The sequence below is a fragment of the Aureimonas sp. SK2 genome (assembly GCF_029813115.1).
In the GTDB taxonomy this organism is placed as follows: domain Bacteria; phylum Pseudomonadota; class Alphaproteobacteria; order Rhizobiales; family Rhizobiaceae; genus Aureimonas.
Genome location: NZ_JAPZDS010000001.1, coordinates 174,023 through 199,708 on the forward strand (window position 1 = coordinate 174,023; position 25,686 = coordinate 199,708).

At 70.4% G+C, this 25,686-nt stretch carries 31 protein-coding genes; 28 read left to right on the forward strand and 3 right to left on the reverse strand.

Annotated elements, in window-relative coordinates; genetic code table 11:
• Positions 1-71 precede the first annotated feature (71 nt).
• Positions 72-266 (forward strand): hypothetical protein, encoded by a 195-nt coding sequence (locus O5O54_RS00860; protein WP_279477802.1) that lies wholly within the window; start codon positions 72-74, stop codon positions 264-266.
• Between the two features lie 12 nt (positions 267-278).
• Here the strand turns inward: O5O54_RS00860 and O5O54_RS00865 are convergent, their stop codons facing one another.
• From O5O54_RS00865 to O5O54_RS00875, 3 genes are all read right to left on the reverse strand, one after another.
• Positions 279-869 (reverse strand): DUF1254 domain-containing protein, encoded by a 591-nt coding sequence (locus O5O54_RS00865; protein WP_279477804.1) that lies wholly within the window; start codon positions 867-869, stop codon positions 279-281.
• The gene (locus O5O54_RS00870) at positions 862-1,449 is read right to left on the reverse strand and encodes a DUF1214 domain-containing protein (protein WP_279477805.1); all 588 of its coding nucleotides are present in this window, start codon (positions 1,447-1,449) and stop codon (positions 862-864) included. Before O5O54_RS00870 ends, O5O54_RS00865 begins: the two co-directional genes overlap by 8 nt.
• A gap of 82 nt (positions 1,450-1,531) precedes the next feature.
• Positions 1,532-3,634 (reverse strand): PBP1A family penicillin-binding protein, encoded by a 2,103-nt coding sequence (locus O5O54_RS00875; protein ID WP_279478684.1) that lies wholly within the window; start codon positions 3,632-3,634, stop codon positions 1,532-1,534.
• Between the two features lie 223 nt (positions 3,635-3,857).
• Here O5O54_RS00875 and O5O54_RS00880 point away from each other — a divergent pair, with 223 nt between their 5' ends.
• From O5O54_RS00880 to O5O54_RS01010, 27 genes are all read left to right on the forward strand, one after another.
• Entirely contained in the window at positions 3,858-4,346 is a 489-nt protein-coding gene (locus O5O54_RS00880) for a YcgN family cysteine cluster protein (RefSeq protein WP_279477807.1), read from the forward strand.
• 130 nt (positions 4,347-4,476) lie between these two features.
• Positions 4,477-4,857: a hypothetical protein gene (locus O5O54_RS00885; RefSeq protein WP_279477809.1), complete on the forward strand. Its 381-nt coding sequence runs from the start codon at positions 4,477-4,479 to the stop codon at positions 4,855-4,857.
• Positions 4,857-6,149: a DNA-packaging protein gene (locus O5O54_RS00890; RefSeq protein ID WP_279477811.1), complete on the forward strand. Its 1,293-nt coding sequence runs from the start codon at positions 4,857-4,859 to the stop codon at positions 6,147-6,149. Before O5O54_RS00885 ends, O5O54_RS00890 begins: the two co-directional genes overlap by 1 nt.
• Positions 6,150-6,189: 40 nt before the next feature.
• A complete protein-coding gene (locus O5O54_RS00895) occupies positions 6,190-7,404 on the forward strand; it encodes a phage portal protein (RefSeq protein WP_407061634.1) in 1,215 nt (404 codons plus the stop codon).
• 16 nt (positions 7,405-7,420) lie between these two features.
• Positions 7,421-7,756, forward strand: coding sequence for a DUF6107 family protein (locus O5O54_RS00900; RefSeq protein WP_279477813.1), 336 nt, complete (start codon positions 7,421-7,423; stop codon positions 7,754-7,756).
• Entirely contained in the window at positions 7,753-8,301 is a 549-nt protein-coding gene (locus O5O54_RS00905; protein WP_279477814.1) for an HK97 family phage prohead protease, read from the forward strand. Before O5O54_RS00900 ends, O5O54_RS00905 begins: the two co-directional genes overlap by 4 nt.
• 83 nt (positions 8,302-8,384) lie before the next feature.
• Complete coding sequence (locus tag O5O54_RS00910; RefSeq protein WP_279477816.1) at positions 8,385-9,635, forward strand: phage major capsid protein; 1,251 nt, start codon at positions 8,385-8,387, stop codon at positions 9,633-9,635.
• A 71-nt stretch (positions 9,636-9,706) separates the two neighbouring features.
• On the forward strand, positions 9,707-10,252 hold the full coding sequence (locus tag O5O54_RS00915; protein WP_279477818.1) for a phage head-tail connector protein: 546 nt from the start codon (positions 9,707-9,709) through the stop codon (positions 10,250-10,252).
• Complete coding sequence (locus O5O54_RS00920) at positions 10,252-10,584, forward strand: phage head closure protein (RefSeq protein ID WP_279477820.1); 333 nt, start codon at positions 10,252-10,254, stop codon at positions 10,582-10,584. Before O5O54_RS00915 ends, O5O54_RS00920 begins: the two co-directional genes overlap by 1 nt.
• Positions 10,581-10,772, forward strand: a complete 192-nt coding sequence (locus O5O54_RS00925; RefSeq protein ID WP_279477821.1) for a hypothetical protein — start codon at positions 10,581-10,583, stop codon at positions 10,770-10,772. The genes O5O54_RS00920 and O5O54_RS00925 overlap by 4 nt, the downstream gene beginning before the upstream one ends.
• A gap of 45 nt (positions 10,773-10,817) precedes the next feature.
• Positions 10,818-11,228: a DUF3168 domain-containing protein gene (locus tag O5O54_RS00930; protein ID WP_279477823.1), complete on the forward strand. Its 411-nt coding sequence runs from the start codon at positions 10,818-10,820 to the stop codon at positions 11,226-11,228.
• Between the two features lie 84 nt (positions 11,229-11,312).
• Positions 11,313-11,726 (forward strand): phage major tail protein, TP901-1 family, encoded by a 414-nt coding sequence (locus tag O5O54_RS00935; RefSeq protein ID WP_279477825.1) that lies wholly within the window; start codon positions 11,313-11,315, stop codon positions 11,724-11,726.
• 1 nt (position 11,727) lies between these two features.
• Positions 11,728-12,063, forward strand: coding sequence for a gene transfer agent family protein (locus O5O54_RS00940; protein WP_279477826.1), 336 nt, complete (start codon positions 11,728-11,730; stop codon positions 12,061-12,063).
• Entirely contained in the window at positions 12,060-12,281 is a 222-nt protein-coding gene (locus tag O5O54_RS00945; protein WP_279477827.1) for a phage tail assembly chaperone, read from the forward strand. The genes O5O54_RS00940 and O5O54_RS00945 overlap by 4 nt, the downstream gene beginning before the upstream one ends.
• A gap of 3 nt (positions 12,282-12,284) precedes the next feature.
• Positions 12,285-12,878, forward strand: a complete 594-nt coding sequence (locus O5O54_RS00950) for a phage tail tape measure protein (RefSeq protein ID WP_279477828.1) — start codon at positions 12,285-12,287, stop codon at positions 12,876-12,878.
• Positions 12,879-12,883: 5 nt separating this feature from the next.
• Positions 12,884-13,513: a TIGR02217 family protein gene (locus O5O54_RS00955; RefSeq protein WP_407061646.1), complete on the forward strand. Its 630-nt coding sequence runs from the start codon at positions 12,884-12,886 to the stop codon at positions 13,511-13,513.
• The gene (locus tag O5O54_RS00960) at positions 13,510-14,382 is read left to right on the forward strand and encodes a DUF2163 domain-containing protein (RefSeq protein WP_279477831.1); all 873 of its coding nucleotides are present in this window, start codon (positions 13,510-13,512) and stop codon (positions 14,380-14,382) included. Before O5O54_RS00955 ends, O5O54_RS00960 begins: the two co-directional genes overlap by 4 nt.
• On the forward strand, positions 14,379-14,822 hold the full coding sequence (locus O5O54_RS00965; RefSeq protein ID WP_279477833.1) for an NlpC/P60 family protein: 444 nt from the start codon (positions 14,379-14,381) through the stop codon (positions 14,820-14,822). The genes O5O54_RS00960 and O5O54_RS00965 overlap by 4 nt, the downstream gene beginning before the upstream one ends.
• A gap of 3 nt (positions 14,823-14,825) precedes the next feature.
• Positions 14,826-18,701: a glycoside hydrolase/phage tail family protein gene (locus O5O54_RS00970; protein ID WP_279477835.1), complete on the forward strand. Its 3,876-nt coding sequence runs from the start codon at positions 14,826-14,828 to the stop codon at positions 18,699-18,701.
• Between the two features lie 20 nt (positions 18,702-18,721).
• Complete coding sequence (locus O5O54_RS00975) at positions 18,722-18,928, forward strand: hypothetical protein (protein WP_279477836.1); 207 nt, start codon at positions 18,722-18,724, stop codon at positions 18,926-18,928.
• A gap of 92 nt (positions 18,929-19,020) precedes the next feature.
• Positions 19,021-19,341 (forward strand): hypothetical protein, encoded by a 321-nt coding sequence (locus tag O5O54_RS00980; protein WP_279477838.1) that lies wholly within the window; start codon positions 19,021-19,023, stop codon positions 19,339-19,341.
• A 42-nt stretch (positions 19,342-19,383) separates the two neighbouring features.
• Positions 19,384-20,046, forward strand: a complete 663-nt coding sequence (locus tag O5O54_RS00985; protein WP_279477840.1) for a response regulator transcription factor — start codon at positions 19,384-19,386, stop codon at positions 20,044-20,046.
• Positions 20,047-20,138: 92 nt separating this feature from the next.
• A complete protein-coding gene (locus O5O54_RS00990; RefSeq protein WP_407061647.1) occupies positions 20,139-21,479 on the forward strand; it encodes an ATP-binding protein in 1,341 nt (446 codons plus the stop codon).
• A gap of 50 nt (positions 21,480-21,529) precedes the next feature.
• Entirely contained in the window at positions 21,530-21,928 is a 399-nt protein-coding gene (locus tag O5O54_RS00995) for a hypothetical protein (protein WP_279477842.1), read from the forward strand.
• Between the two features lie 159 nt (positions 21,929-22,087).
• Positions 22,088-23,236 carry a c-type cytochrome biogenesis protein CcmI gene (gene ccmI / locus O5O54_RS01000; RefSeq protein WP_279477844.1) on the forward strand — a complete coding sequence of 383 codons (1,149 nt, stop codon included), beginning with the start codon at positions 22,088-22,090 and terminating at the stop codon, positions 23,234-23,236.
• Positions 23,233-23,715 (forward strand): cytochrome c maturation protein CcmE, encoded by a 483-nt coding sequence (gene ccmE, locus O5O54_RS01005; RefSeq protein WP_279477846.1) that lies wholly within the window; start codon positions 23,233-23,235, stop codon positions 23,713-23,715. The genes ccmI and ccmE overlap by 4 nt, the downstream gene beginning before the upstream one ends.
• The gene (locus tag O5O54_RS01010) at positions 23,712-25,685 is read left to right on the forward strand and encodes a heme lyase CcmF/NrfE family subunit (RefSeq protein WP_279477848.1); all 1,974 of its coding nucleotides are present in this window, start codon (positions 23,712-23,714) and stop codon (positions 25,683-25,685) included. The genes ccmE and O5O54_RS01010 overlap by 4 nt, the downstream gene beginning before the upstream one ends.
• Position 25,686 lies beyond the last annotated feature (1 nt).

The window sequence follows — 25,686 nt, forward strand, 5'->3', positions numbered from 1 at the left end:
GGCGGAACCGGAAATGGAACGTCGGCGCCTCCCGGTCATATCGGAATGGGCTTCGGGAAGGGGGCGAGGGAATGAACAACGTGCATCGGCTCGTCGTCCCAAAGCGGGACGAGACCCGCCGGACATCGACTCCGCTCACCCAGCGGATGGGCGAGGTGCTGATCCTGCCCTGCGTGCGATACGAGCGGATCGAGACGCCCTCGACCTGGCGCGCGTCGACCGGCGCCGTCGGCCACGAAGGCCGGCTCCAGGACCTCACGGCCTGACCCCACCAAGCCTCAGCCCGCGGGGCGGCCCGCTTCCTCGTCCGTCGCGGGGCGGCAGGTGATGGAGCGCACGAAGCGGTCCACGAAGGGGCGCTCGCTTTCGCTGCCCACCAGCGAGCGGACCATGACGTATCCTTCCTGCGTCGGCAGTTCGACCGAAATGGTCTGATCGGGAAGTTCCGACCCTTCCACGCGAGCGAGATCGAGCTGTTCGCGCGTGCCGACGAGGAGGTCGAGCGCGCCTTCCAGCGCGACGCGCTCGCTGATGCTGTAGAGGTTGTCGCCGTTGCGGGCATAGACCGATGCGGTCCAGAAGCCGGTGCGCTCGTCGGCCATGATGCGCGCCGGGCCCCCTTGCAGCGAGAAGCGGCAGGCGGCGTCGATGAAGGCGGGATCCACGAAGGTGAAGCCGGCCGCCTGGGCCGCGCCGTCGGGCTGGCCGGGCCTGTCCTCGATGCGGACCACGGCAAACAGGTCTCCGAGCCGCGACAGGCGGCCCCAGGCGTCGTTTTCGGCCTGCATGGGGATCGAGAAGATGATCGCGATATGGACGATCGCCGCGCCGACCAAGCCGACGAGCAGCGCAAGAAGGAGCTTACCCATCCGCCAGGCACCCCGTGCGCACGATAAAGGGCATGGCGATGGGAGCGGCTCCGATATCCGTGCTGATCGGGGTGTCGTAGAAGGTGAGGGCGAGAACGAAGCCGCCGGTGCCTTCCACCGCGAGCCAGTTGCCGGGCTGCGCGCGCGGGCCGACCGAGATCACGGTGCGGTTGTCGTCCGAGCGCATCCAGTTCAACGACACCAGCCGGGACGGGCGCCCCTCCGCGACGGGGATCGGGCGGCCGTCGAAGTCGAAGGCGGACAGGGTGGCGATACGGGCGGGCGGGTAGGCGCCCTCCAGCCGGTAGTCGCATTCGCGGCGAAGCTCGCGCCCCTGCGTATCCACCCTGGCCTGGAAGGCGACGCCTTCGCCGAGGCCGAGCGTCAGGTCGCCCGTGCGGGCTAGACGAGCCTTCGAATAGGGGTCGGCGGCCGGCGAGCCCGCCGTGCGGTTGGCGTGCCAGGGGCCGACGACCTGAATGTCGGCGCCCTCGAAGCTTTCCAGCATGCGGGCGGCCGACCAGGTGCCGAGACCGAGGGCCACGCCGATCGCCAGAAGGGTGAGGAGGATGAAACGCATGGACGGTGTATGACCCCGATCCGACAAGGGCACCAGAGGGAGCGACGGTTCGGTGCCGCCACTCCCCTGCCGACTTGGCGCCTCAGCGGCTGACGCTGGGAACCGAAGTTTCGGGACGGGAGGCTGCGAACTTTTCCAGACCGGCCGGCTCCAGCGTGATCAGGAGCTTTTCGAGGTCGGACAGGACGCGCCGAGTGTTGTTGTTGATGAGGCTCGGCCGGGCGATCTGCGGCGCCGCCTCGCCCTCGGGCTTCGGCACGTCGATCGAGCCGGGAGCCGGGATCGGATCGTCGATGAACGGGATGGGTCTGAGGTCGATGCCCTGATGGGCGGCTTCCATGAAGCGCTGCCAGGTCATGGCGGGCAGGCCGCCGCCGGTGAGCTTGTTGGTCGGCCGGAAACTGTCGTTGCCGTACCAGACGGCGGCGGTGAAGTTGCCGGTGAAGCCGACGAACCAGGCGTCGCGATAGCTCTGGGTGGTGCCGGTCTTGCCGCCGGCGCGGGTCATCGACAGGCGGGCGCGGCGGGCGGTGCCGACCTCTGGAATGCGCACGAACATCTCGTTCATGCTCTTCACGGCCTGTTCGGACAGGACGCGGCGGCGTGGCGGCATGTCGCGCTCGGCGTCCCAGAGCACATGGCCCTCGGCGTCGCTGATCTGCTGGATCGCATGGCGGTTGGAGGTGAGGCCGCCGGCGGGGAAGACCGAGTAGCCGGTCGCCTGATCGAGGATGGTCACCTCGTTGGTGCCGAGCGCGATGGTCTTGTCGCCGCGCAGTGGGGTCTCGACGCCCATGTTGCGGGCGAGCTCGGCGACCTTGCCCGGCCCGGACTCCTGGCTGAGCTTGACGGCGACGGTATTCAGCGAGCGGGCCATCGCATCTTGGATCTGCAGGCGGCCGGCATATTTCAGGCCGTAGTTCTGCGGCGACCAGTTGCCGACGCTGACCGGCCCGTCGACGATCATGTCGGTCGGCTTGTGGCCGTTCTCCATGGCCAGCGCATAGACATAGGCCTTGAAGGACGAGCCCGGCTGGCGAAGCGCGCGGGTGGCGCGGTTGAACTGGGAGAGGCCGTAGTCGCGGCCGCCGACCATGGCGACAACGCCGCCGTCGTCGGCGATCACGGCCATGGCGCCTTCGTCCACGCCAAAGGTCTTGCCGAACTGGCGCAGGTGGAAATCGACCGATTCGTCGGCGAGCTGCTGGAGGCCCATGTCGATCGTGGTGCGCGCGACGAAGGTGCGCTGGGGCAGGTCGGCCGCGATGCGCTGGATCTCCTCGAAGGCGAAGTCGAGGAAGTAGTCCGGCGACTTGATGACGGAGCGATCCACCGCCGTCGCCGGATGGCGACGGGCGGCGACGACCTGACCCTCGGTCATGAAGCCGGAATCCACCATGGCGCTGAGAACCACGTTGGCACGGGCGCGGGCGGCCGGCAGGTTGTTGTGCGGGGCGTACTGCGTCGGCGCCTTGAAGAGGCCGGCGAGCATGGCGGCCTCGGCGAGGTTCACGTCGCGGATGTTCTTGCCGAAATAGAACTCGGCCGCCGCCGCCGCGCCGTTGGCGCCGCCGCCCATGTAGGCGCGGTCGAGATACATGCCGAGGATCTGGCGCTTGGTGAGATTGGCCTCGAGCCAGAGCGATAGGAAGGCCTCGTTGATCTTGCGCTCGAGCGAGCGCTCGTTGGACAGGAAGACGTTCTTGGCGAGCTGCTGGGTGAGGGTGGAGCCGCCCTGCACGACGCCGCCGGCCCGCGCGTTCTGGCCGAGCGCGCGACCGAGGCCGATGAAGTCGATGCCCCAATGCTCGAAGAAGCGGCGGTCCTCGGTGGCCAGCACCGCCTTGACGAAATGGTCGGGCAGCTCGTCGATGGGCACGGCGTCCGCCTTCAGGATGCCGCGGCGGCCGATCTCGTTGCCGTGCCGGTCGAGGAACAGGACGGAGTAGTCCGCCTGCTGCGGCAGGCCGGCGACCGTCTTCTTCATGGCGGGCTGGGCGAGGACGAGGAGAACGACGAAACCCGCGAGGCCGATGGTCAGCGTCTCGCAGCAGAGCTCGACCACCACGCGGTTGAAGCCGCGCACGCGCAGGCGGCGCGAAGCGATCGTGACGCTTTCCCATGTGCCGGAAAGGCCATGAAAAATCCGCCAGAGCGTGGTATCGAGCCAAGCATCGACTTCCATCAGTCGAGACGGGGCGCGCCGGCCCTTCGGCTTGGACGAGAACAGTTTCGGCACGGTCAGCCTATCCCCCGGCGCGCCGCCGCGACGCGTCGGGCCATCTTACAAGAACCTGTCGGCGAGACAATCAGCCACCGGCGCCGCCGGTCCCGAAAGACTGCCCATTCCAACATTAAATGGGCGGATCCGAGGCGCGGTCGACGGGGTCCATGGATCGCAGAGCAAGATGAACGAAACACCCTTCTGGACGCGGAAAACGCTGGAGGAGATGACGGCGGAGGAGTGGGAGCGGCTGTGCGACGGCTGCGGCCGCTGCTGCCTGAACAAGCTCGAGGACTGGGATACGGGCGAGATCGTCTGGACCAATGTCGCCTGCCACATGCTGGACGGCCAGAGCTGCCGCTGCGCCGACTACGAGAACCGGCACGCGACCGTGCCGGACTGCGTCACCCTCAACCCCGAACTCGTGCGGTCCATCGCCTGGCTGCCGCCGACCTGCGGCTACCGCCTCGTGGCGGAAGGGCGGCCGCTCTACTGGTGGCACCACCTCGTGTCGGGCGATCCGGACACGGTGCATGCGGCCGGCATTTCGGTGCGCGGGCGCACGGTAAGTGAGGAGGGCATGCAGCCGGAGGACTACGAGGACCACCTGGCGGCATGGCCGGGCGAGGACCCCGAAGAGGGCGAGATGGGGGCGGATAGGAAAATCGTCTGAATTAGGAAAATAGTCATTGACAGCGTGACGGTGCCGCGATAGGTTTAAGGCACAGTCGAATTGGTGCGCTTCAAGGGCGGTCGCTTCCCGAACGGGAACGGCCGCCCTTCGCGTTTCGGGGGATGGTCGCATGGGGAAGCCGGACGAGACGCTGCTGTCGGAGCGCCTGTTCGCGGCGCTGACGGCAGAGGTCGGGGCGCTGGAGAAGCGGCCGCGGCGCGTGTCGGAGACGCCGGGCGAGCCGGTGCCGAAGAAGACGGCGGCGGAGCGCGCGGCGGAAGCCAAGGCGCGGGTCGAGGCGATCTCGCAGCTCACCCGCACGCTGGAGAAGCTTCTGGAACTGCGCCAGCTGGAGGCGCTGTCGCGCGAGACCGGGCGCCGCGAGGACGAGGCGGAGGCCGAGCACTTGCGAGCCGAGATGATGAAGCGCCTCAGGGCGATCGACGCGCGGCGGGACGGGGAGGCCGGACTGGTCGAGGCGGTCGCGTCGGGCGCCGGGGCACTCGGCTGATGGACGGCGACTTCTGGACGGAGATCGAGCGGGAGCTGGAGGAGCGGCCGGCGCATGTGCTGCGGCGCGCGCTGCCGCCCTGGACAGCCTTCGCGCGGGCCGCACAGCTTCCGCCGCCGGGCGACTGGCGGCAATGGCTGCTGATCGGCGGGCGCGGCTCGGGCAAGACGCGGGCAGGCGCGGAATGGGTGCGGGCCATGGCGTTGGGCGAGGGGCCGCTGGCACGATGCGTCCACGGGCGCATCGCGCTGGTGGCCGAGACTCTGGGCGACGCGCGCGAGGTGATGGTGGAGGGCGAAAGCGGGCTGCGGTCGCTCGACTACGCGACGCGGCCGGTTTTCGAGGCGTCGCGGCGGCGGCTGGTCTTCGCCAACGGCGCGGTGGCGCAGGTGTTCTCGTCGGAGGACCCCGACGCTCTGCGCGGCTATCAGTTCGACGCGGCCTGGGGCGACGAGCTCGGCAAGTGGACCCATGCCGACGGCTGCTTCGACAACCTGCAGCTGGCGCTGCGGCTGGGGGAACAGCCGCGCATGGTGCTGACCACGACGCCGCGCGCGGTGCCGATCCTGAAGCGGCTCCTGGCGGAAGAGGGGACGGCCGTGACGCGGATGCGGACAGTCGAGAACGCCGGCAACCTCGCGGCCGGCTTCGTGGCGGCCATGGAGGCGCGCTACGGCGGCTCGCGGCTGGCGCGTCAGGAACTCGACGGCGAGATGATCGAGGCACGCGAGGACGCGCTGTTCGACCGGGCGGCGATCGATCGGCTGCGGGTGCGGGTCGCGCCCGAACTCCGGCGCATCGTCGTCGCGGTGGATCCGCCGGCCTCGTCCGGCCGGGCGTCCGACGCCTGCGGGATCGTGGCGGCGGGGCTGGCGGGGGACGGCACGATCTACGTGATCGCCGATCGGAGCCGGCGCGGGCTGAAGCCGCCGGAATGGGCGCAGGCGGCCGTTTCGCTCTATCGCGAACTCGAAGCCGACCGGATCGTCGCCGAGGTGAACCAGTGCGGCGAGATGGTGGAGGCAGTCCTGCGGGCGGTGGCGCCGGACGTGCCCGTCTCTGCCGTGCGGGCCAGCCGAGGCAAGTGGGTGCGGGCGGAGCCCGTGGCCGCGCTCTACGAACAGGGGCGCGTGCGGCACGCCGGCAGCTTCGCCGACCTCGAGGACGAGCTGTGCGACTTCGGGCCGGACGGCCTGTCCAACGGCCGCTCGCCGGACCGGCTCGACGCCATGGTCTGGGCGGTGACGGCGCTGAGCCGGCCGCAAGCCGAGCCGCGCATCCGGCGTCTGTAGTTCCAGAGCTTTACATTCTTCCGTTCAACGGAGACTTGAGATGGGTTTGACGACGAGGCTGAGAGCCCTGGCGGGGCTGGCGCCTGCGCCGCCGGGCGCGCCGGAAGTGCGATCCGGGTCGGCCGGCGGGGCGCTGGTGTTTGCCGGGGCGAGCGACGAGGCTGACTGGACGGAGCGATCCTACGGGTCGCTGGCGCGGGCGGGCTTCATGCGCAACCCGCTGGTCTATCGCTGCGTCCGGCTGATCGCTGAGACGACGGCAGCGGTGCCCTTCGTGCTCTATGAGGGGCGGCGCGAGGTGGAGGCGCACGCGATCCTCGATCTCCTGCGCCAGCCGAACGGTTTGCAGGACGGGGCGGGACTGGTGGAGACACTGGTCGGACACTTGCTCCTTTCGGGCGCGGCGCATGTCGAGGCGAGCGTGCTCGACGGCGTGCCGCGCCAGATCCATGCGCTGCGGCCGGACCAGGTCCGCACGGTTTCTTCGGCCGACGGCTGGCCGGAGGCGTTGGAGCATCGGGTCGGCGGGCGGGTGCGGCGCATTCCGCTGGACGGGGACGGTGGGCGGCCGGCGCGGGTGCTGGCGATCCGCCTGTTCCACCCCTTGAGCGAAGCCGACGGGTTCGCGCCCGTCGGTGCGGCGCAGACGGCGCTCGACCTGCACAACGCGGCGACGCGCTGGAACAAGGCGCTGCTCGACAATTCCGCCCGGCCGTCCGGCGCGCTGGTCTATCAGCCCGGTGACGGCGGCAACCTGTCGGGCGACCAGTTCGAGCGGCTGAAGACGGAGCTGGAAAGCGGCTATGCGGGCGCGGCGCGCGCCGGGCGGCCGATGCTGCTCGAAGGCGGTCTCGACTGGAAGGCGATGGCGCTCTCCCCGCGCGACATGGATTTCATGGAAGCGCGCAACGGGGCGGCGCGGGACGTCGCGATCGCCTTCGGCGTGCCACCCATGCTGCTCGGCATCCCGGGCGACAACACCTATGCCAATTACGCCGAGGCCAACCGCGCACTGATCCGGCTGACAGTGCTGCCGCTGGTGGCGCGGCTGTCGGCGGCGCTCGGCAACTGGCTGGGCGGGTTCTTCGACGGCGAGGCGGGGCTGCGGCTCGGCTTCGACGCGGACCGGATCGAAGGCCTGTCGGTCGAGCGCGAAGCGCTCTGGGCGCGGCTCGGGGCGGCAGGTTTCCTCGACGACGACGAGAAGCGCGAGGCCGTAGGCTACGGCCCGCGTGCTTCGCGAACACGGGGGTGACGGGATCATGGATGCGATGACGGGGGACGTGGCGTCCCCGCTGGCGCTGTTCGGCGCCAAGCTGGCGGGCGCGGTGGGAGGCTCGGTGATCTCGATCGCCTACCTTCTTCCGAAGGGACGGAGCGAGGCGCTGGCGCGGTTCTTGACCGGGGCGGTGACGGGCGTCGTGTTCGGCGGGCCGGCGGGGATCGCGCTCGGCGATCACCTCGGCCTCACCGGGCGGATCGGCGCGGCCGAGCTGCTCCTGATCGGGTCGGCGGGGGCGAGCCTCTCGGCCTGGTGGGCGCTGGGCGCGCTGCAGCGCTTTGCCGAAGGGCTCTGGGTGCGCCCGGCGCGGAGGGCGGAGCGATGACGCGGGTGCCTTCGATCAAGCGGACGATGCCGCTGCCGACCGCCGCCGACGACGAGCCGGGGGTGATCCGGGGTTATGCGAGCCTTTTCGATCGAACCGACCGGGCGGGCGACCGCATCCAGCGGGGTGCCTTCGCCCGCTCGCTGGAGGAGCGCACGGCGGCGGGCGTGCGCATGCTCTGGCAGCACGATCCGGGCGAGCCGATCGGGCGCTGGACGACCCTGCGCGAGGACGCGAGGGGGCTCTATGCCGAAGGGCGGATCGAGCTCGGCAGCCAGCGCGGGCGCGAGGCGCTGGCGCTTATGCGCGGCGGGGCGATCGACGGCTTGTCGATCGGCTTCCGCACGCGGCGCGCCCAGCCGCTGCGCGACGCGGCGCGTCGGCTCCTGACCGACATCGACCTTTGGGAAATCTCGCTCGTGACCTTTCCCATGCAGGAGGCCGCGCGGGTTCGCGAGGTGCGCGGGCTGGCGCTCGACTGGGCCAAAGCCCTGCGCGAGGCGGCGCGGCGGATCGCGCCGCGCGGGTTCGCGGCCGGGACCTGAGGGGTTTCCCCTTTCGACTTTTCCTTGAACCCCGCGGCCGGCCCCCGGCGCGGGGTTCGCTTTTTCCAGCCTGAGGAGACGACATGCAGACCAATATCCAGGGTGCTCCCGAGACCAAGGCCGAGGGCGGTCGCGAGGGCGCCGAGGCGCTGAACGATCTCATGGGGGCCTTCGAGGCCTTCCGCGAGGCCAACGAGGAGCGCGTCGCCAAGCTCGAGAAGCGCATGAGCGCCGACGTGCTGATCGGCGAGAAGGCCGACCGCATTTCCAAGGCGATGGACGAGCACGAGCGGCGCCTGGAGCGCCTGGTGCTCAAGGGCATGCGCCCGCCGGCCGGCGGCGGGGAGACCGCGAGCGGCGAGCCGAGCGAGCACCGTTCGGCCTTCGAGGCCTATGTGCGCGGCGGCGACGAGACGCGGCTGCGCCGGCTGGAGGAGAAGGCGATGTCGGGCCTGGTGGGTGCCGACGGCGGCTTCCTGGTGCCGGCCGAGACCGAGACCGAGATCGGCCGACGGCTAGCGGCCGTCTCGCCCATCCGCGGGATCGCCAGCGTTCGCACGGTCTCCTCGGCCGTGCTGCGCAAGCCCTTCGCGGTGAACGGGGCGCAGACGGGCTGGGTCGGCCAGACCGACGCCCGGCCGCAGACCAGCGCGCCGGAGCTGGCCGAGCTGAGCTTCCCGACGATGGAACTCTACGCCATGCCGGCCGCAACCAACGCGCTGCTCGACGACGCGGCGGTCAACATCGACGCCTGGATCGGCGAGGAAGTGGAGCAGGCCTTCGCGGCGCAGGAAGGCGCGGCCTTCGTGACGGGCGACGGCGTTTCGAAGCCGAAGGGCTTCATGACCTATCCGACTGTGGAGGAGACAGCCTTCGCCTGGGGCAGCGTCGGCACGGTCTCGACCGGCGCGAACGGCGGCTTCCTGGCGGGCGCGGCGGGCGATGCGCTGATCGACCTGATCTATGCGCTGAAGGCCGGCTACCGGCAGAACGCCAGCTTCGTGATGAATCGCCGTACGCAGAGCGCGGTGCGCAAGCTGAAGGACGGGGACGGAAACTACCTATGGGCGCCGCCCTCGGCCGTGGGCGCGCGGGCGACGCTGATGGGGTTCCCTGTCGTAGAGGCCGAGGCGATGCCCGACATCGAGACGGGAGCCAAGGCCATCGCCTTCGGCGACTTCGGGCGGTTCTATCTCGTGGTGGACCGGCAGGGCGTGCGTGTGCTGCGCGACCCCTACAGCGCCAAGCCCTATGTCCTGTTCTACACGACCAAGCGCGTGGGCGGCGGCATCCAGGACTTCGACGCCGCCAAGCTCCTGAACTTCGCGGCCTGACGACGGGCGGGGCCGGGCGGGCGGGCGGCCGCCCGGCTCCTTCTCCATGCGAACCCAGGATGGGACACGAGATGATCTGGATCGACGAGGGGGCGGCTGGCGCCGAGCCCGTGACGCTGGCCGAGGCCAAGGCGCATATCCGCGTGGATCGCGCGGACGAGGATGCGGGCATCGCGGGTTTCGTCCGCGCCGCGCGCGAGACGATCGAGGCCCGCACGGGACTGGTGTTGGCGAAGCGACGGTTCCGGCTGTGCCTGGAAAGCCCCGGCATGGCGGACCTAGCGCTGACACGCCGGCCGACGCGCGTGGTGGTCGCCGCGCGCATCTTCGGCGAAGACGGCGTGCCGGAGGATGTGGACGCGGCGACCATACGGATCGCCGCGGGCGGATCGGCCCTGCGTCTGCCGCCGGCACTGACGGGCCGGAACGGGCGTGACATCGAGATCGAACTCGACATGGGCGTGCCGACGGTGCCGGACATGCTGAAGCTGGCAGTGCTTCATCTCGTCGCCGTATCCTACGAGATGCGCGGTGCGGCGCCCGCCGCCATGCAGCCGGCCGTGCTGCCGCCATTGGTGCGCGGGCTGCTGGCGCCCTATCGGCGGGTCGGCTTGTGATGGTGCCGCTGTTTCTGGACGCGGGGCTGCTGCGCCACTGCGCGGCGATCGAGCGCAACGAGATCGTGGCCGATGCCTTCGGTGGCGGACGGGATAGCTGGGTCGAGATCGGCGAGACCGCCGTGCGGCTGGAGCCGCTGGACGTGGACAGCGAGGAGCGGCTGGGGCAGCGGGTGGGCATTGCCACTCATCGCGTGACACTGCGGGCGCGGCCCGGTCTCGACCGGGGCATGGCGTTCCGTATCCGTGGGCGGCGCTTCGTGATCCGCACGCTGCACGACCCGGACGAGACGGGGCGATACCTCGTGTGCCGTTGCGAGGCGGAGGCATGATCGCGCACGTAGACCTGCGGCTGCGGCGCGAGGCGTTGCGGGGGCGGATGTGCGACGCGCTTCGGCGCAAGATCCTGCGCAAGGCCGGCGAGGCGCTGGACGAGACCGAGGGCGCTCGGCCGGACCTGGTTCCTGACGAAAAGTTAACGGGCGATCGGCCGCCCGACGGGTTATCACGCAATGTATGAGATTGTATATTCCTGTGACCCGAGGAGCGAAGAGGACTGAATGCCATGGCGCATCCCAGCGCTGAACTCCAGACGACCATCGTCTCGACCCTGACCGGCGACCCGGCGCTTCTGGCGCGGCTCGGCGGACCCAAGGTCTTCGACCGCGTGCCCGAACGGGCGGCGTTTCCCTATCTTACCCTCGGCCGCACCGCGGTGGTGGACTGGTCCACCGGTACCGAGGACGGCGCCGAGCACATCCTGACGCTGCACGTCTGGGCCAAGGGCGGCTCGAAGCAGGACACCTACGAGATCATGGATCTCGTCTCGAACAAGCTGCACGACCAGGCGCTGCCGCTCAACGGCCACCGGCTGGTCAACCTGCAGCTCCAGTTCGCCGAGGCGCGGCAGGAGCCGGACAGCCCGGCCTATCACGGCATCCTGCGCTTTCGCGCGGTGACCGAGCCGCTGGCCTGACATCACCGACATCACTGCAGTTTTCGCGAAGGGCGGTCCGAAGGGGCCGCCCTTCTTCGTTTGGCCGACAGGAAAGGAACGATCATGGGCGCGCAAAGGGGCAAGGATCTCCTGTTGAAGGCGGACCCGGAGGGCGACGGCACGTTTTCGACGCTGGCGGGCCTGCGCTCGCGGCGGATTTCGTTCAACGCGGAGACCGTGGACGTGACCGATGCGGAGAGCGCCGGGCGCTGGCGCGAGCTGCTCGGCGGGGCAGGCGTGCAGCGGGCTTCGCTCTCGGGCTCAGGGATATTCAAGGACGCGGCCTCCGACGCCTCGCTGCGCCGACTGTTCTTCGAGGGAAAGGTCGCGGCCTTCCAGGCGGTGATCCCGGACTTCGGTACGGTTACGGGGCCCTTCCAGGTGACGGCGCTGGAATATGGCGGCGAGCACAACGGCGAGGTCTCGTTCGAGGTGTCGCTGGAATCGGCCGGCGCGCTCGTGTTCGCGGCGCTCTGAGATGGCGGCGAACCGGAGACGCGGCGAGGTGGAGGCCGTGCTGGACGGGCGGGCGCACCGACTCTGCCTGACGCTGGGGGCGCTGGCCGAACTGGAGGACGCCTTCGCGCTGGACGACGTTTCTAGCCTGGCGCAACGCTTCGGCTCGGGCCGGCTGTCGGCGCGGGACCTGACGCGTATCATCGGCGCTGCCCTGCGCGGCGGCGGCACGCCGGCGACCGACGAGGAGGTCGCCGCCATGGCGATCGACGGCGGGGCGGCGGGCGCGGCTCGGATCGCGGCCGACCTCCTGACGGCCGCCTTCGGCGGGCCGGAGGAGCCGGCCGCCCGCCCTTGAGCGCCGCCGCGCCGGACGAGGCCTCGAGCGCGGCGGCTTTTCCCTGGGACGAACTGTTCGCAACGGCGGTGTGCGTCCTGCGCATGACGCCGGACGCGGTTTGGCGGGCGAGCCCGCGCGAGCTGGCGCTGGCGCTGAGGCCCTTCGCCGCCCTCTCGGAGCCGCCCAGCCGGGCGCGGCTCGACGAGCTGATGCAACGCTTTCCCGACCGGAGGTGAGACATGGTGGACGAGGTGGACGCGCTCCGCATTTCGGTGGAAGCCGACACGGGCGGCTTCGAGCGGGCGCTCAACGATCTTTCGACGCGCGCCAACGCGTTCGGCGCGGCGCTGACGGCGGCCTTTCGCGGGGCGGCTGGGGGCGGGCGCTCCCTCGAGGGCGTGCTGCGGCAGCTCGGCGGGCGGATTTCGGCGATCGCGCTGGACGCCGCGCTGAAACCGCTGACGCAGATGGCCGGCGGCCTGTTCGGGCAGGTTCTGTCCGGCATCGGCGGCGGGGCGGCGCGCGGCGGCAGTTCGGCGCCGGGCGGTATCGTGCCGTTCGCCAAGGGCGGAGTCGTGCGGGCGCCGACATATTTTCCGAGCGGCGGGCGGATCGGGCTGATGGGCGAGGCAGGCGCGGAGGCGATCCTGCCGCTTCGGCGCGGGCCGGACGGCTCGCTCGGCGTCGCTGCACCCGGCGGAGCGCAGGGTCGGGCGGGGCCGTCGGTGGTCTTCAACGTGACGACGCCGGACGCGCCGAGCTTCAAGCGCGCGGAGGTGCAGATCCAGGCGATGCTCGCCCGCGCGGCGATGCGCGGTCAAAGGGGGCTCTGACGATGATCGCCTCGTTCAGCGAAGAGCGGTTTCCCTTGCGCGTCGCCTTCGGCACGACGGGCGGGCCGGAGCGGCGGACGGACATCGTGCGCCTGTCGAGCGGCTACGAGAACCGCAATCAGCGCACGCGCCATTCCTGGCGGCGCTACGATGCGGGCTCGGGCGTGCGCAGCGTCGAGGACCTTGTCACGGTGCTCCACTTCTTCGAGGCACGGCGCGGGCGGCTCGTCGGTTTCCGTTTTCGCGACCCGTTCGACGCGTCTTCGGCGGTCGGCGGTGCGACGCCCTCGGCCGGGGATCAGCCGCTCGGGGTCGGAGACGGCACGACGAAAGAGTTTTCGCTCGCCAAACGCTACGGCTCGGGCGCGGCTGAGTATCTGCGGCCGATCGAGAAGCCGGTGCCGGGGAGCGTGCGGGTCGGCGTGGACGGCGCGGCCGTCATGGCAGGGATCGTGATCGATGCGGCGAAGGGGACGGTGACGTTCGCCACCGCCCCGGCAGAAGGTGTCGTGCTCACGGCCGGGTTCGAGTTCGACGTGCCCGTGCGCTTCGACTTGGACCATCTCTCCATCAACGTCGCCGCCTTCGAGGCCGGCGACATTCCCTCGATCCCGCTGGTGGAGATCCGGCCATGACCGGGATGTCGGACGCGTTTCGAGAGCGGCTGCGCCGGCCGGCGACGACGCTGGCGCAGGCCTGGCGCGTGAAGCGCACGGACGGGCGGGTGTTCGGCTTCACCGACCACGACGAGGACCTCACATTTGCGGGCACGACATTCTCGGCCCGGACGGGGTGGACGGCCGGCGAAGCGGAGGCGGCGCTGGGGCTGGCCGCCGGGACGCAAGGTGTCGAGGGCGCGCTTTCGTCGGAGGCTGTCTCGGGTGCGGACATCGCGGCTGGGCTCTTCGACGGCGCGAGCGTCGAGGTGTTCCGCGTCGATTGGCAGCGGCCGGAGCAGCATCTGCTCGTCGAGGTCGCGGACTTCGGCGAGATCACGCGGACCGATACGGGGATGACGGTGGAACTCCGGGGACTTGCGGCGCGGCTCGACCGGCAACGCGGGCGGTTCTATCGCCGCCGCTGCGACGCGGCGCTCGGCGACGCCCGGTGCCGGGTCGACCTGGGGCCCTGGACGCGGATGGGGGCGATCGTCTCCGTCGGCGACGGCAAAGTGGTGCTGGACGGGCTCGGGAGCTTCGACCTCGGCCCTTTCCGCGAGGGGCGGCTTCTGGTCGGCTCGGAGCCGGCGCGCACCGTGGCGTCGCTGCGGACGGGCGAGGGCGGGGCGCTGGTGGTGGATCTCGTCGAGGCGCCGTCGCCGGACTGGGCGGCGGGGGACATAGCGCGGCTGGTGGCTGGATGCGATCGGAGCTTTACGATCTGCCGCGAGCGGTTCGACAACGCGCTGAACTTCCGGGGTTTTCCGCATATCCCCGGCACCGACGCGGCGCTGGCGGTGGCCAAGAGCGACGGCCGGCACGACGGTTCGGCGGTGGTGCCGTGAGCGCGCGGGAGCGGGCGCTCGCTGCGGCGCGCGGGTTTCTTGGTACGCCCTACCGGCACCAGGGGCACCGGCGGGGCGTGGGGTGCGACTGCCTCGGGCTGGTGCGCGGCGTCTGGCGCGAACTCTACGGGCGTGGGCCGGAGGCGCCGGGACCCTATTCGCCGGACTGGGCGGAGACGGGCGACGGCGATCCACTGATGGAGGCGGCGCGCCGGCATTTCCGCACGGTGCCCATGGGCGGGGGGCTGGCCGGCGATGTCGTGCTGTTTTGCTGGCGGAACGCCGGTCCGGCACGCCATTGCGGCATCCTGGACGAGGCGGATGCGGCCGGGCCGCGGCTGATCCATGCCTACGAGGGCACGTCGGTCGTGTCCTCGCCGCTGACGCCCGGCTGGGCCGGGCGGATCGCGGGCACCTTTCGCTTTCCCGACGAGGTCTGAACCATGGCGACCATTCTTCTGCAGGCGGCGGGCGGCGCGCTCGGCGGACTGATTGGCGGTCCGTTCGGCGCGGTCGCGGGCCGGGCGCTCGGGGCGCTCGGCGGCTATGCGATCGACAACCGGCTGATGGGCGGCACCGGACGGCAAGAGCGCGGGCGGCTGCACGCGAGCCGGGTCATGGAGGCGGACGAGGGCGGCGGCGTCGCGCGGGTCTACGGCACGGCGCGGGTGGCGGGGCAGGTCATCTGGACGACGCGGTTCGAGGAGGTCAGCCAGACGGAACGGCAGGGCGGAAAGGGCGGCGCGGCGCGCGGGCCGGCGACCACGGTCTACAGCTATTACGGCAACGTGGCGGTGGCGCTCTGCGAGGGGCCGATCGCCTCTGTCCGGCGCATCTGGGCGGACGGGGAGGAACTCGACCTTTCGCAGATCCCGTGGCGGCTGCACCGCGGCACGGAGACCCAGGCGCCCGACCCGCTGATCGAGGCGAAGCAGGGCGCAGGACGGGCGCCGGCCTATCAAGGGCTCGCCTATCTCGTGTTCGAGCGCCTGCCGCTGGAGCGCTGGGGAAACCGCATCCCGCAGATCTCCTGCGAGGTGATCCGCCCCGTCGGCGCGTTCGAGAGCCGCATCCGGGCGATCACCATCATTCCCGGCGCCACGGAGCACGGGCTCGACCCGCTGGTGGTGCGCGAGCGGATGGGGCCGGGGCAGGATCGGCTCCTGAACCGGAACATGCTGCACGATGAAAGCGACTTCTCCGCCTCGCTCGACGAGCTGACGGCGCTCTGCCCGAACCTCGAACGGGCGGCGCTGGTCGTGGCTTGGTTCGCGGACGACCTGCGAGCCGGGCGGGCCACGTGCCGGCCGGGTGTCGAGACGGTCCTGTGCGACGAGACGGAGGTTTGGAGCGTCGGCGGGACGGGGCGCGGCGGAGCCCGGGTCGTCAGCCAAGTCGACGGCGGTCCGGCCTACGGGGGCACGCCGTCGGACGCGGGGGTGATCCGCGCGATCGGGGCGCTGCGGGCAAAAGGGTTGAAGGTGACCTTCTATCCCTTTCTCCTGATGGACGTTCCGCTCGGCAACGGGCTGGCCGATCCCTATGGCGCGGCAGAGCAGGCGCCGTTTCCCTGGCGCGGGCGGATGACGCTGGATCTGGCCGAGACGCAGGCCGGCACGGCGGATCGAACGGCGGCGGCGCGCACGGATATCGAGCGGTTCGTCGGTTCCGCGCAGGTGGCGGACTTTTCGAGCGACGGCGAGGTCGTCGCCTATGGGGGGCCGGTGGAATGGTCGTACCGGCGGATGATCCTGCACCAGGCGCATCTCGCTCGCGCGGCCGGCGGCGTGGACGCCTTCGTGATCGGCTCGGAAATGCGCGGGCTGACGCGATTGCGCGACGAGGCCGGGCGGTTTCCCTTCGTGGAGGCGCTGGTGGTCCTGGCGCGGGACGTGAAGGCGATCCTGCCCGGCGCGCTGGTGACCTATGCCGCAGACTGGAGCGAGTATTTCGGCTACCTGCCGGGAAACGGCGACGTATTCTTCAACCTCGATCCGCTCTGGGCGGAGCCGGCGATCGGGGCGGTCGGCATCGACAACTACCTGCCGCTGACGGACTGGCGGGACGAGGCGGGCGACAGCCTCCAGGACGGCATGGCTTCGCCCTACGATGTCGAAGGGCTCGTCGCCGGAATCACGGGCGGGGAACATGCCGACTGGTTCTACGCCGACGGTGCGGCGCGGGTGGCGGGCGAGCGGAGCGCGATCACGGACGGGCTCGGCAGGCCCTGGGTCTTTCGGGCAAAGGACATCCTCTCCTGGTGGAGCGAGCCGCATCGCGAACGGCGGGCGGGCGTCGAGGCTGCGGCGCCGACGCCATGGGTGCCGCGATCGAAGCCGATCTGGTTCACCGAGCTCGGCTGCCCGGCGATCGACAAGGGAGCGAACCAGCCCAATGTCTTCGTCGATCCGAAATCGGCCGAGAGCGCGCTTCCGCATTTCTCGACGGGAGCGCGGGACGACCTCCAGCAGCGGCGCTTTCTCGAAGCGCACCAGCGGCACTGGGACGAGGCGGTGCCGGGTTTCCAGCCGGAGCACAATCCGCTCTCGCCGCTCTATGGCGGGCGGATGGTGCCTGCGGGCGCGGTTCATCTCTGGACCTGGGACGCGCGGCCCTTTCCGGCCTTTCCCGAGCGTGGCTCGCTCTGGCGCGACGGGGACAACTGGCAGCGCGGCCACTGGCTCAACGGCCGGCTCGGTCGTGCACCGATGGACGGACTGATCGCCGCGCTGCTGCGCGACCATGGGTTCGAGGCGTTCGATGTTTCCGAGGTGGACGGGATGGTCGGTGGGTTCGTGGTGCCCGGACCGGGTTCGGCCCGCGGCGAACTCGAGGAGCTGATGCGGCTGACGGGCGTCGAGGCCTTCGCGCATGCCGGGGTACTGCGGTTTCGATCGACGGCGCGACGGAGCCGACAGGGCGAGGCCGTGGCGCTGGTCGATGCGGACGACGAACCGATCTTCGAGGTCCGGCGCGTCGAGGACGGCGCGGCACCGGGCGAGGTCGTGGTGGGTTTCAGCGACGGCGAGCGGGCCTATCGGCCGGCCGCAGCCGAGGCCGTGCTGCCCGGCCAATCGCAGCCGGGGCAGGCGAGTGTGGACCTGCCGGTGGTGCTGACGGAAGGCGAGGCGCGAGGCCTGGCGCGCGGGCTGCTCGATCGGGAGGCGGGCGAGCGAGAGATGGCACGCTTCGCGCTGTCGCCGGCCGCCATCGAGGTCGGAGCGGGTGACCGGCTGGCGATCGATGGGCGGCCGGGCGTGTGGCAGGTGACACGGATCGAGGACGGCCTGTCGCGCCGGGTGGAGGCGCGGCGGATCGGGCGGCGGGGCACGGCTTCGGCGATTGCCCCGTCCGAGCGCCCGGCCGAAGGGCCGGGACCGGTCTTCGCCTCGCGGCCCGTGGTGGCGCTGCTCGACCTGCCCGTGATCGACGGGGGTAGGGGCGGCGCGGCTGTGGCGGTCTCGGCGCGGCCATGGATGCCCTATGTTGTGATGGCTTCGGCGACGGGATCGGGACATGCGGCGAGGGCAACAGCTTCGGTATCCGCCACGCTCGGACATCTGGCGGCGGCGCTGGGACCGGGGCGCGAGGAGATCCTCGACCGGACGCACGCGCTCGTCGTGGACCTCGTGGCGGGAAGCGTTTCCTCGCTGGCGCCCGCGCTGGTGGACGCCGGCGGAAACACTGCGGCCGTGCGGGCGTCGAACGGCGCCTGGGAGGTGCTGCGTTTCCGCGAGGCGGAAGAGATCGCGCCCTCGCGCTTCCGCCTGAGAGGCCTGTCGCGCGGGATAGGCGGGACGGGCGAGGAGGCGGCGGCGGGAGCCGCGGCCGGCGCGCTCTTCGTTCTCCTCGACCATGCGGTGGAGAGTCTCGGCATCGCGGATGGCGAAGCGGGGACGGCGATCGACTGGCGCACGGTGCCGCTCGGTCGGACGCTGGACGACGCGGCGGCCGACCGGCGCACCGCCGCGCTCGGTCGGCGGGCACTGCGGCCGCTGTCTCCGGTGCACCTGCGGGGGCGGCTGGACGGGTCGGGCCTCCGACTCGTCTGGATCCGGCGGACGCGTTCTGCGGACCCGGCCTGGGACGGCACCGACGTTGCGCTGGGCGAGGAAAGCGAGGCCTATCGCGTCACTTTGATGGGGGGAACGACGGGGGCGGAGCTGACGGTCGGCGCGCCCGGCCTGACGCTCTCGGTCGCCGAACTCGAAGCGCGTCTCGGCGGACTGCCGGACACGATCGCCGTGGAGGTGGCCCAGCTCGGGCAATCCTACGGCCCAGGGGCGCCGGCGCGGCTCATGCTGGCGCGGCGCCCGTAATCACCAGAAGGAGTGGAAGCATGGACGAGATCAAGAACTGGTATCAATCGCGGACCGTCTGGGGCGCGGCGCTGGCGCTGACGGCTTCGCTGGCCGGGCTGTTCGGCGTCGAAGTCGTGGGCCTCACCAGCGAGGAGGCGGTTACGGCGTTGACCGCGGCGGCGAGCGCCGTCGGCGCGGCGGTCGCGATCTTCGGGCGCTTCGACGCGCGCACGCGGATCCGCTGAGGCGGCGGGGCGCCCGCGAGGCGGGCGTCCCGTTCATTCGACATTCAGCACGCGGTCCCTAGTGTTGCAGCCAACAGAGCCTTGGATGTGCCATGACCCGCCCCGCACCCCGCCGTCTCGTCGCGGCCACTCTCCTCGCCATCGCCCTGTCGGCCACGACAGCCTCGGCGCTGCCGATGCGACCGACCGAGGGAGGATCGGTTGCGGCCTGGGACGATCCGGGGGCCGTGCTAATGGCGCAAGGGGGCGGATGCTCGGCCGCCGCCGCCCAGGCCTCCGCTCAGTCGGGCGGACAGGTCCTTTCGGTGAGGGCGACGCAGCAGGGCGACAGGACGGTCTGCGTCGTCACCGTGCTGATCCCCGCGAGCGACGGAAACCGGCCTCGCCGTCAGACCATCACGATCGAGCAGTAGACCGCTCTTCATGACGGCAAGCAGTTTCGGGACGAGACCACCATGCGCATCCTGATCGTCGAGGACGACGCGAACCTGCGGCGGCAGCTTGCCGAGGCGCTGGCTGGGGCCGGCTACGTCGTCGACCAGGCATCGGACGGCGAGGACGGGCACTTTCTCGGCGACACCGAAAGCTACGACGCCGTGATCCTGGACGTCGGCCTGCCCAAGATGGACGGCATCAGCGTGCTGGAGCGCTGGCGGCGGGAAGGACGGGCGATGCCGGTTCTGCTCCTGACGGCGCGCGACCGCTGGAGCGACAAGGTGGCGGGGATCGATGCCGGCGCCGACGACTACGTCGCCAAGCCCTTCCACATGGAGGAGGTGCTGGCGCGGGTGCGGGCGCTGATCCGGCGTGCGGCCGGCCACGCCTCGTCGGAGATCCACTGCGGGCCGTTGCGGCTCGACACGAAATCCTCGAAGGCCAGCCTCGACGGCACGCCGCTGAAGCTGACCTCGCACGAATATCGGCTCCTGTCCTACCTCATGCACCACCAGGGCGAACTGGTGTCGCGGACGGAGCTGATCGAACATATGTACGATCAGGATTTCGACCGAGATTCCAATACGATCGAGGTCTTCATCGGCCGGCTCCGACGCAAGATCGGCGGCGACATGATCGAGACGGTGCGTGGACTCGGCTACCGCATGCAGCACGGCGGCTGACCTTGGACGAGGCGGCGGCACCGATCGAGCGACCCGCGCCGCCCTCGCGCTGGGGGCGGCTGGCGCAGAGCCTGACCTTTCGCGTCGTGTCGCTGTCGAGCGTCTGGGTGGTGGCGGCGTTCCTGGTGGTCGCTGGGCTGATCTCCGGCCTCTACGAACGGACGGCGCAGTCGGGCTTCGAGGCCGTGGTGCGGGCGCAGCTCTACAACCTCATCAACTCGGTGACGGTTGACGAGGCGGGGACGCTGTCGGGCGTGCCGAACCTCGGGGACCTGCGCTACTCGCAGCCGCTGTCGGGATGGTACTGGGAGGTGATTCCGGCGAGCGCCAACACGGACGGACGGCTCGCCTCGTTCTCGCTCGGGCCGCGCAAGATCGCGGCGCAGCCGACGGAGCTCGTGCCCTTCGACATGCAGTATCGCCGCGACTACCGGACCGAGGGGCTCGACGGCGAGACGCTCTATGTCGAGGAAGCGGAGGTCGTCCTCGATCAGGACAACCACGCCGCGCGCTTTCGTGTCATGGGAAATGCCAGCGTGGTGGAGTCCGACATCGCGGCCTTCGACCGCAAGATGGCGCTCTATCTCGGCTTCTTCGGCCTCGGCTCGATCCTCGTCAACGCGCTCGCCATTCTCGTGGGCCTGCGTCCGCTGACGGGCGTGCGCCGCGCGCTGGCGGACGTGCGCGCGGGGCGTGCCGAGCGGTTGAAGGGAAATCTGCCGACGGAAATCCGTCCGCTGGCGTTGCAGATGAACGCGCTGATCGACAACAACCGCCGGATCGTGGAGCGGGCGCGCACGCAGGTCGGGAACCTCGCCCATTCGCTCAAAACGCCGGTCGCGGTGCTCTTGAACGAGGCGGCGGCGATCGGCGGGGAGAAGGGGCGGATCGTCGGCGAGCAGAGCGAGATCATGCGCCGGCAGGTTCAGCATTACCTAGACCGCGCGCGCGTGGCGGCGACCGACGGCGCGATCGCGCGCACGCCCGTCGTGCCGGTTCTCGACCGCTTGCTGCGGGTCATGCGGCGGCTGAACCCTGGCATCGCCTTCGACCAGCGCTGGGCGGGCGACGCGGGGGGCATCGTCTTTTCGGGCGAGCAGCAGGACCTCGAAGAGACGGTCGGCAACATCCTGGAAAACGCGGCCAAGTATGGGCGCGGGCGGGTCGTCCTTCGGCTCGACGCGGCCGACGACGACCGGTTCCGCATCGTGGTGGAGGACGACGGTCCGGGACTCTCGGACCAGGAGATGGCGGAAGCCACGCAGCGCGGCCGCCGCTTCGACGAGCAAAGCGCAGGGAGCGGGCTCGGCCTCTCGATCGTGGCTGATACCGTTTTGCAATACCGGGGATCTTTTCGCCTGTCGCGATCCGAAATCGGAGGATTGCGGGCGGAGGTGACCTTGCCTCGCGCGCCCGGCGCGCCGATGTCCTGACGCGACGAGTTGTTCTGGCAGCATGGGCCGCGCAGGCGGCGGACGGACGAATGCCGAGATTTTGGACCATCTGTGTCGTTGCCGCCGCCCTGCCGATCCTGTCGGGATGCCTGACCAGCGCGCCGCGCACGGCCCCCGAGCCGCTGTCCGAACGCGCGGCGGCGCTGCGAGGCAGCATCGCGCCGACAAGCAGCGTCAAGCTCAGCACCTCGGCCGAACAGCGCGCGCTGCAGGCGCAATATCAGGCGCTCCAGTTCGGAACGGTGGGCCAGCCCGTCGGCTGGGAGGCGGACGGCTTCAAGGGCGAGATCACGCCGACGCAGCTCTACCGGGTGGGATCGCAGGATTGCCGCGGCTACACCCATGTGATCTCCCGCGGGGCATCGAAGGTGCGCCAGGTCGGGAGCGCCTGCCGCTCGGGCAGCGATCTCTGGACGCCCGTCGCCTGATGTCGATTTGAATGGGATTTGTCGTCGAGGGTTGTTAGAGCGGTCCTAAACGGGAGCCGGACTATCCGGCCTCGGTTGCCGGGGGCTGTCCGCATTGCGGATCCCGGTTTTTCCGCATGCTTCGACCGCCGGCAGGCTTGCCGGTTCCTGGGAGCCTCGATGCTGTTCTGGCTCATCGCCTTCGTCCTCGCTACCGTCGCGACGCTTGCCATCGTCTTCCCGCTGTTGGGACGTGCTCCGCGCACGACTGCTGCGCGCGACGCCTATGACGAGGAGGTCTACCGCGCGCAGCTCGAGGAGTTGCGCGAGGACGAGGCGCGCGGAGCCGTAGGGCCGCAGGAGGCCGCCGCATCGCGTGCGGAGATCGGTCGGCGACTTCTCCGGGCGCACGAGGCTGCGGAAGCGGCAGGCCCGGCGCGCTCCCACAACCGGACCGCGGTCATTGCCGGACTGACTGTCGCACTTCTCCTGCCGGTTGGGAGTTTCCTCTTCTACGACCGCTGGGGGTCGCCCGAGGTTCCGGACCAGCCCTTGGCAATGCGCGAGCCGAGCGGGGGAGAACTGAACATCGAGACCGCCGTCGCAGAAATCGAGCGACGCCTCGCGGAAGAGCCTGACGACGCCGCCGGGTGGAGCGTCGTGGCGCCGGTCTATCTGCAGATGGGGCAAGGACAGAAGGCGGCGACCGCCTTTCGCAACGCGCTCCGGCTCAATCCGCCGACCGCGCAGACGGTGGCAGGCCTCGGGGAAGCGCTGGTGCAGGCCGCCGACGGACGGGTGACGCCGGAAGCCGAGGCGGAGTTTCGACGCGCGCTGACGCTGGATGCCGGATGGGTTCCCGCACGCTTCTTCCTCGCCCTGGCGCTGTCGCAGCAGGGCCGGTCGGCCGAAGCCGTGGATGCCTGGAGCGAGCTGCTGAGGACCGGGCCGCCGGACGGCGCCTGGCGTCCGGTCGCGGAAGCGGCGCTCGCCGACGCGCGCTCCAGTCTCGCGGCGCCCCCCGTCCCGGGCGCTCCGGGGCCGACGCCGGACGACGTGCGGGCGGCCGAAGGGCTTTCGGACGGAGATCGGCAGGCCATGGTGCAGGGCATGGTGTCGGGTCTGGCCGAGCGGTTGAAGGCAGAGCCCCACGATCCGGACGGATGGAAGCGCCTCGTGCGGTCCTACGTGGTATTGGATCAGCGAGACCAGGCGCTTGCGGCACTCAGCCAGGTGCGCGCCGTATTCCCGGCGGCTTCGCCTGAGCTTATGGATATCCTGAGCTTCGCACGAGGGCTCGGGCTTGAGCCGGACACGACATCACCATGACGCGGAAGACGAAACGCCTTGCCGGCCTGTTCGGTATCCTGGCCGTGGTCGCGACGGCGGCAGGGCTCGTGCTGACGGCGCTGTCGGACAGCGTCGCCTTCTTCAATTCGCCGACCGACGTCGTCGCCCGCCTGCCGGGCGACGGGCAGCGGATCCGTCTCGGCGGCATCGTCGAGGCGGGCACCGTGCAGCGCGGCGAGGACCAGCGCGTGACGTTCCGCGTGACCGATACGCTGCAAAGCGTGCCGGTGGTCTATTCCGGGCTGCTGCCGGACCTCTTCCGCGAGGGGCAGGGCGTCGTGGCCGAGGGGCACCTCGGAAGCGACCGCGTGTTCGTCGCCGACACGGTGCTTGCCAAGCACGACGAGACCTACATGCCCAAGGAAGTCGTGGACGACCTGAAGGCGCGCGGCCTGTGGAAGGACGGGGCCATCGTCTCGTCGACGGGCGCGCCGGCGACCGGGGGAGCCGGGCTGTGATCGTCGAACTCGGGCATTTCGCGCTGGTGCTGGCGCTGGGCACCGCGCTGGTCCAGTCCGCGCTGCCGCTCCTGGGGGCACGGATCGGCGATGCGCGGTTGATGGAGACCGGGTCGGCGACCTCGGTCACCGGCCTCGCGCTCCTCGCCTTCGCCTTCGGCGCGCTGACGGCCGCCTATGCGACCTCGGACTTCTCGGTGCTCAACGTCGTCGAGAACTCCCATTCCGCCAAGCCCATGATCTACAAGATCACCGGCGTCTGGGGGAACCACGAGGGTTCCATGCTGCTCTGGGTGCTGATACTGGCGCTGTTCGGCGCGCTGGTGGCGCTGTTCGGCCGGGATCTGCCGCCCAGCCTCAAGGCGACCGTGCTCTCGGTGCAGGGCTGGATCTTGACGGCCTTCCTGCTGTTCATCCTCCTGACGTCCAACCCGTTCACCCGCGTCGTGCCGGCGCCGTTCGAGGGCAACGACCTCAATCCGATCCTGCAGGACATCGGTCTCGCGATCCATCCGCCGCTGCTCTATCTCGGCTATGTCGGCTTCTCGATCGCCTTCTCCTTTGCCGTGGCGGCCCTCATCGAGGGACGGCTCGACGCCGCCTGGGCGCGCTGGGTGCGCCCGTGGACGCTGCTGGCATGGCTGTTCCTGACGGGCGGGATCGCGATGGGCTCCTACTGGGCCTATTACGAGCTCGGCTGGGGCGGCTGGTGGTTCTGGGACCCGGTCGAGAACGCCTCATTCATGCCCTGGCTCTCGGGCACGGCGCTGCTGCACTCGGCCGCGGTGATGGAGAAGCGCTCGGCGCTCAAGGTCTGGACCGTGCTCCTGGCCATCCTGACGTTTTCACTCTCGCTGCTCGGCACGTTCATCGTGCGTTCCGGCATCCTGACGTCGGTTCACGCCTTCGCGGTCGATCCGGCGCGCGGCGTGTTCATCCTGATCATCCTGTGCCTCTTCATCGGCGGCTCGCTGGCGCTTTTCGCCTTCCGGGCGGGCGAGTTGGAGAGTGGCGGCCTGTTTGCGCCGATCTCGCGCGAGGGGGCACTGGTCTTCAACAACCTCTTTCTGACGACGGCGACGGCGACCGTGCTGATCGGGACGCTGTATCCCCTGTTCCTGGAAGTGTTCACCGGCACGAAGATTTCGGTCGGTGCACCGTTCTTCGATCTGACCTTCGGGCCGCTGATGGTGCCGCTTCTTTTCGCACTGCCGTTCGGCCCGCTGCTCGCCTGGAAGCGCGGAGACTTGCTTGGTGTCGCGCAGCGGCTTTATGCGGCGGTCGGTGCGTCGCTGTTCGTCGTGATCGTGGTGATCGCGATGAATCACGGCACGAAGATTCTCGCCGCCTTCGGCATCGGGCTCGCGGTCTGGGTCATGGCGGGGGCGCTTGTCGATCTCGGCGCGCGCGCGGGATTTGCCAAGGTCGGCCTGCGCACCGGATGGTCGCGGCTCGTCGGCCTGCCCCGGTCGGCCTTCGGCACGGCGCTCGCGCATTTCGGGGTGGGCGTGACGCTGCTCGGCGTCGTATGCGTCAGCGCCTTCGACTCGGAGACCGTGACGACCATGGCGCCGGGACAGACGGTGCCTGTTGCCGGGTACGAGCTGCGCTACGAGGGGCAGACGCAGCGCGAGGGGCCGAACTATCGCGAAGATGTCGGCCATTTCACGCTGCTCGACGGCGATCGGGAAGGCGCCGTCATCAACAGTGCCAAGCGCTTCTATCCCGCCCGTCAGATGCCGACCACGGAAGCGGGCATCCACACGCTCGTCTTCAGCCAGATCTACGTGTCGCTGGGCGACACGGCGGCCAATGGCGGGGCGACCGTCGTGCGCATCTGGTGGAAGCCGATGGTGACGCTGATCTGGCTCGGCTGCGTGGTGATGGCGCTCGGTGGCCTGGCGTCCTTGAGCGACCGGCGTCTGCGGGTCGGCGCGCCGGCACGGCGCCGTGCGGCAAAGGCGGCCTGAC

Excerpts from the sequence above, each read along its gene's own strand:
- O5O54_RS00860 (WP_279477802.1), top strand. The coding sequence starts at position 72 with ATGAACAACGTGCATCGGCTCGTCGTCCCAAAGCGGGACGAGACCCGC.
- O5O54_RS00865 (WP_279477804.1), bottom strand. The coding sequence starts at position 869 with ATGGGTAAGCTCCTTCTTGCGCTGCTCGTCGGCTTGGTCGGCGCGGCG.
- O5O54_RS00870 (WP_279477805.1), bottom strand. The coding sequence starts at position 1,449 with ATGCGTTTCATCCTCCTCACCCTTCTGGCGATCGGCGTGGCCCTCGGT.
- O5O54_RS00875 (WP_279478684.1), bottom strand. The coding sequence starts at position 3,634 with ATGGAAGTCGATGCTTGGCTCGATACCACGCTCTGGCGGATTTTTCAT.
- O5O54_RS00880 (WP_279477807.1), top strand. The coding sequence starts at position 3,858 with ATGAACGAAACACCCTTCTGGACGCGGAAAACGCTGGAGGAGATGACG.
- O5O54_RS00885 (WP_279477809.1), top strand. The coding sequence starts at position 4,477 with ATGGGGAAGCCGGACGAGACGCTGCTGTCGGAGCGCCTGTTCGCGGCG.
- O5O54_RS00890 (WP_279477811.1), top strand. The coding sequence starts at position 4,857 with ATGGACGGCGACTTCTGGACGGAGATCGAGCGGGAGCTGGAGGAGCGG.
- O5O54_RS00895 (WP_407061634.1), top strand. The coding sequence starts at position 6,190 with ATGGGTTTGACGACGAGGCTGAGAGCCCTGGCGGGGCTGGCGCCTGCG.
- O5O54_RS00900 (WP_279477813.1), top strand. The coding sequence starts at position 7,421 with ATGACGGGGGACGTGGCGTCCCCGCTGGCGCTGTTCGGCGCCAAGCTG.
- O5O54_RS00905 (WP_279477814.1), top strand. The coding sequence starts at position 7,753 with ATGACGCGGGTGCCTTCGATCAAGCGGACGATGCCGCTGCCGACCGCC.
- O5O54_RS00910 (WP_279477816.1), top strand. The coding sequence starts at position 8,385 with ATGCAGACCAATATCCAGGGTGCTCCCGAGACCAAGGCCGAGGGCGGT.
- O5O54_RS00915 (WP_279477818.1), top strand. The coding sequence starts at position 9,707 with ATGATCTGGATCGACGAGGGGGCGGCTGGCGCCGAGCCCGTGACGCTG.
- O5O54_RS00920 (WP_279477820.1), top strand. The coding sequence starts at position 10,252 with ATGGTGCCGCTGTTTCTGGACGCGGGGCTGCTGCGCCACTGCGCGGCG.
- O5O54_RS00925 (WP_279477821.1), top strand. The coding sequence starts at position 10,581 with ATGATCGCGCACGTAGACCTGCGGCTGCGGCGCGAGGCGTTGCGGGGG.
- O5O54_RS00930 (WP_279477823.1), top strand. The coding sequence starts at position 10,818 with ATGGCGCATCCCAGCGCTGAACTCCAGACGACCATCGTCTCGACCCTG.
- O5O54_RS00935 (WP_279477825.1), top strand. The coding sequence starts at position 11,313 with ATGGGCGCGCAAAGGGGCAAGGATCTCCTGTTGAAGGCGGACCCGGAG.
- O5O54_RS00940 (WP_279477826.1), top strand. The coding sequence starts at position 11,728 with ATGGCGGCGAACCGGAGACGCGGCGAGGTGGAGGCCGTGCTGGACGGG.
- O5O54_RS00950 (WP_279477828.1), top strand. The coding sequence starts at position 12,285 with ATGGTGGACGAGGTGGACGCGCTCCGCATTTCGGTGGAAGCCGACACG.
- O5O54_RS00960 (WP_279477831.1), top strand. The coding sequence starts at position 13,510 with ATGACCGGGATGTCGGACGCGTTTCGAGAGCGGCTGCGCCGGCCGGCG.
- O5O54_RS00970 (WP_279477835.1), top strand. The coding sequence starts at position 14,826 with ATGGCGACCATTCTTCTGCAGGCGGCGGGCGGCGCGCTCGGCGGACTG.
- O5O54_RS00975 (WP_279477836.1), top strand. The coding sequence starts at position 18,722 with ATGGACGAGATCAAGAACTGGTATCAATCGCGGACCGTCTGGGGCGCG.
- O5O54_RS00980 (WP_279477838.1), top strand. The coding sequence starts at position 19,021 with ATGACCCGCCCCGCACCCCGCCGTCTCGTCGCGGCCACTCTCCTCGCC.
- O5O54_RS00985 (WP_279477840.1), top strand. The coding sequence starts at position 19,384 with ATGCGCATCCTGATCGTCGAGGACGACGCGAACCTGCGGCGGCAGCTT.
- O5O54_RS00995 (WP_279477842.1), top strand. The coding sequence starts at position 21,530 with ATGCCGAGATTTTGGACCATCTGTGTCGTTGCCGCCGCCCTGCCGATC.
- ccmI (WP_279477844.1), top strand. The coding sequence starts at position 22,088 with ATGCTGTTCTGGCTCATCGCCTTCGTCCTCGCTACCGTCGCGACGCTT.
- ccmE (WP_279477846.1), top strand. The coding sequence starts at position 23,233 with ATGACGCGGAAGACGAAACGCCTTGCCGGCCTGTTCGGTATCCTGGCC.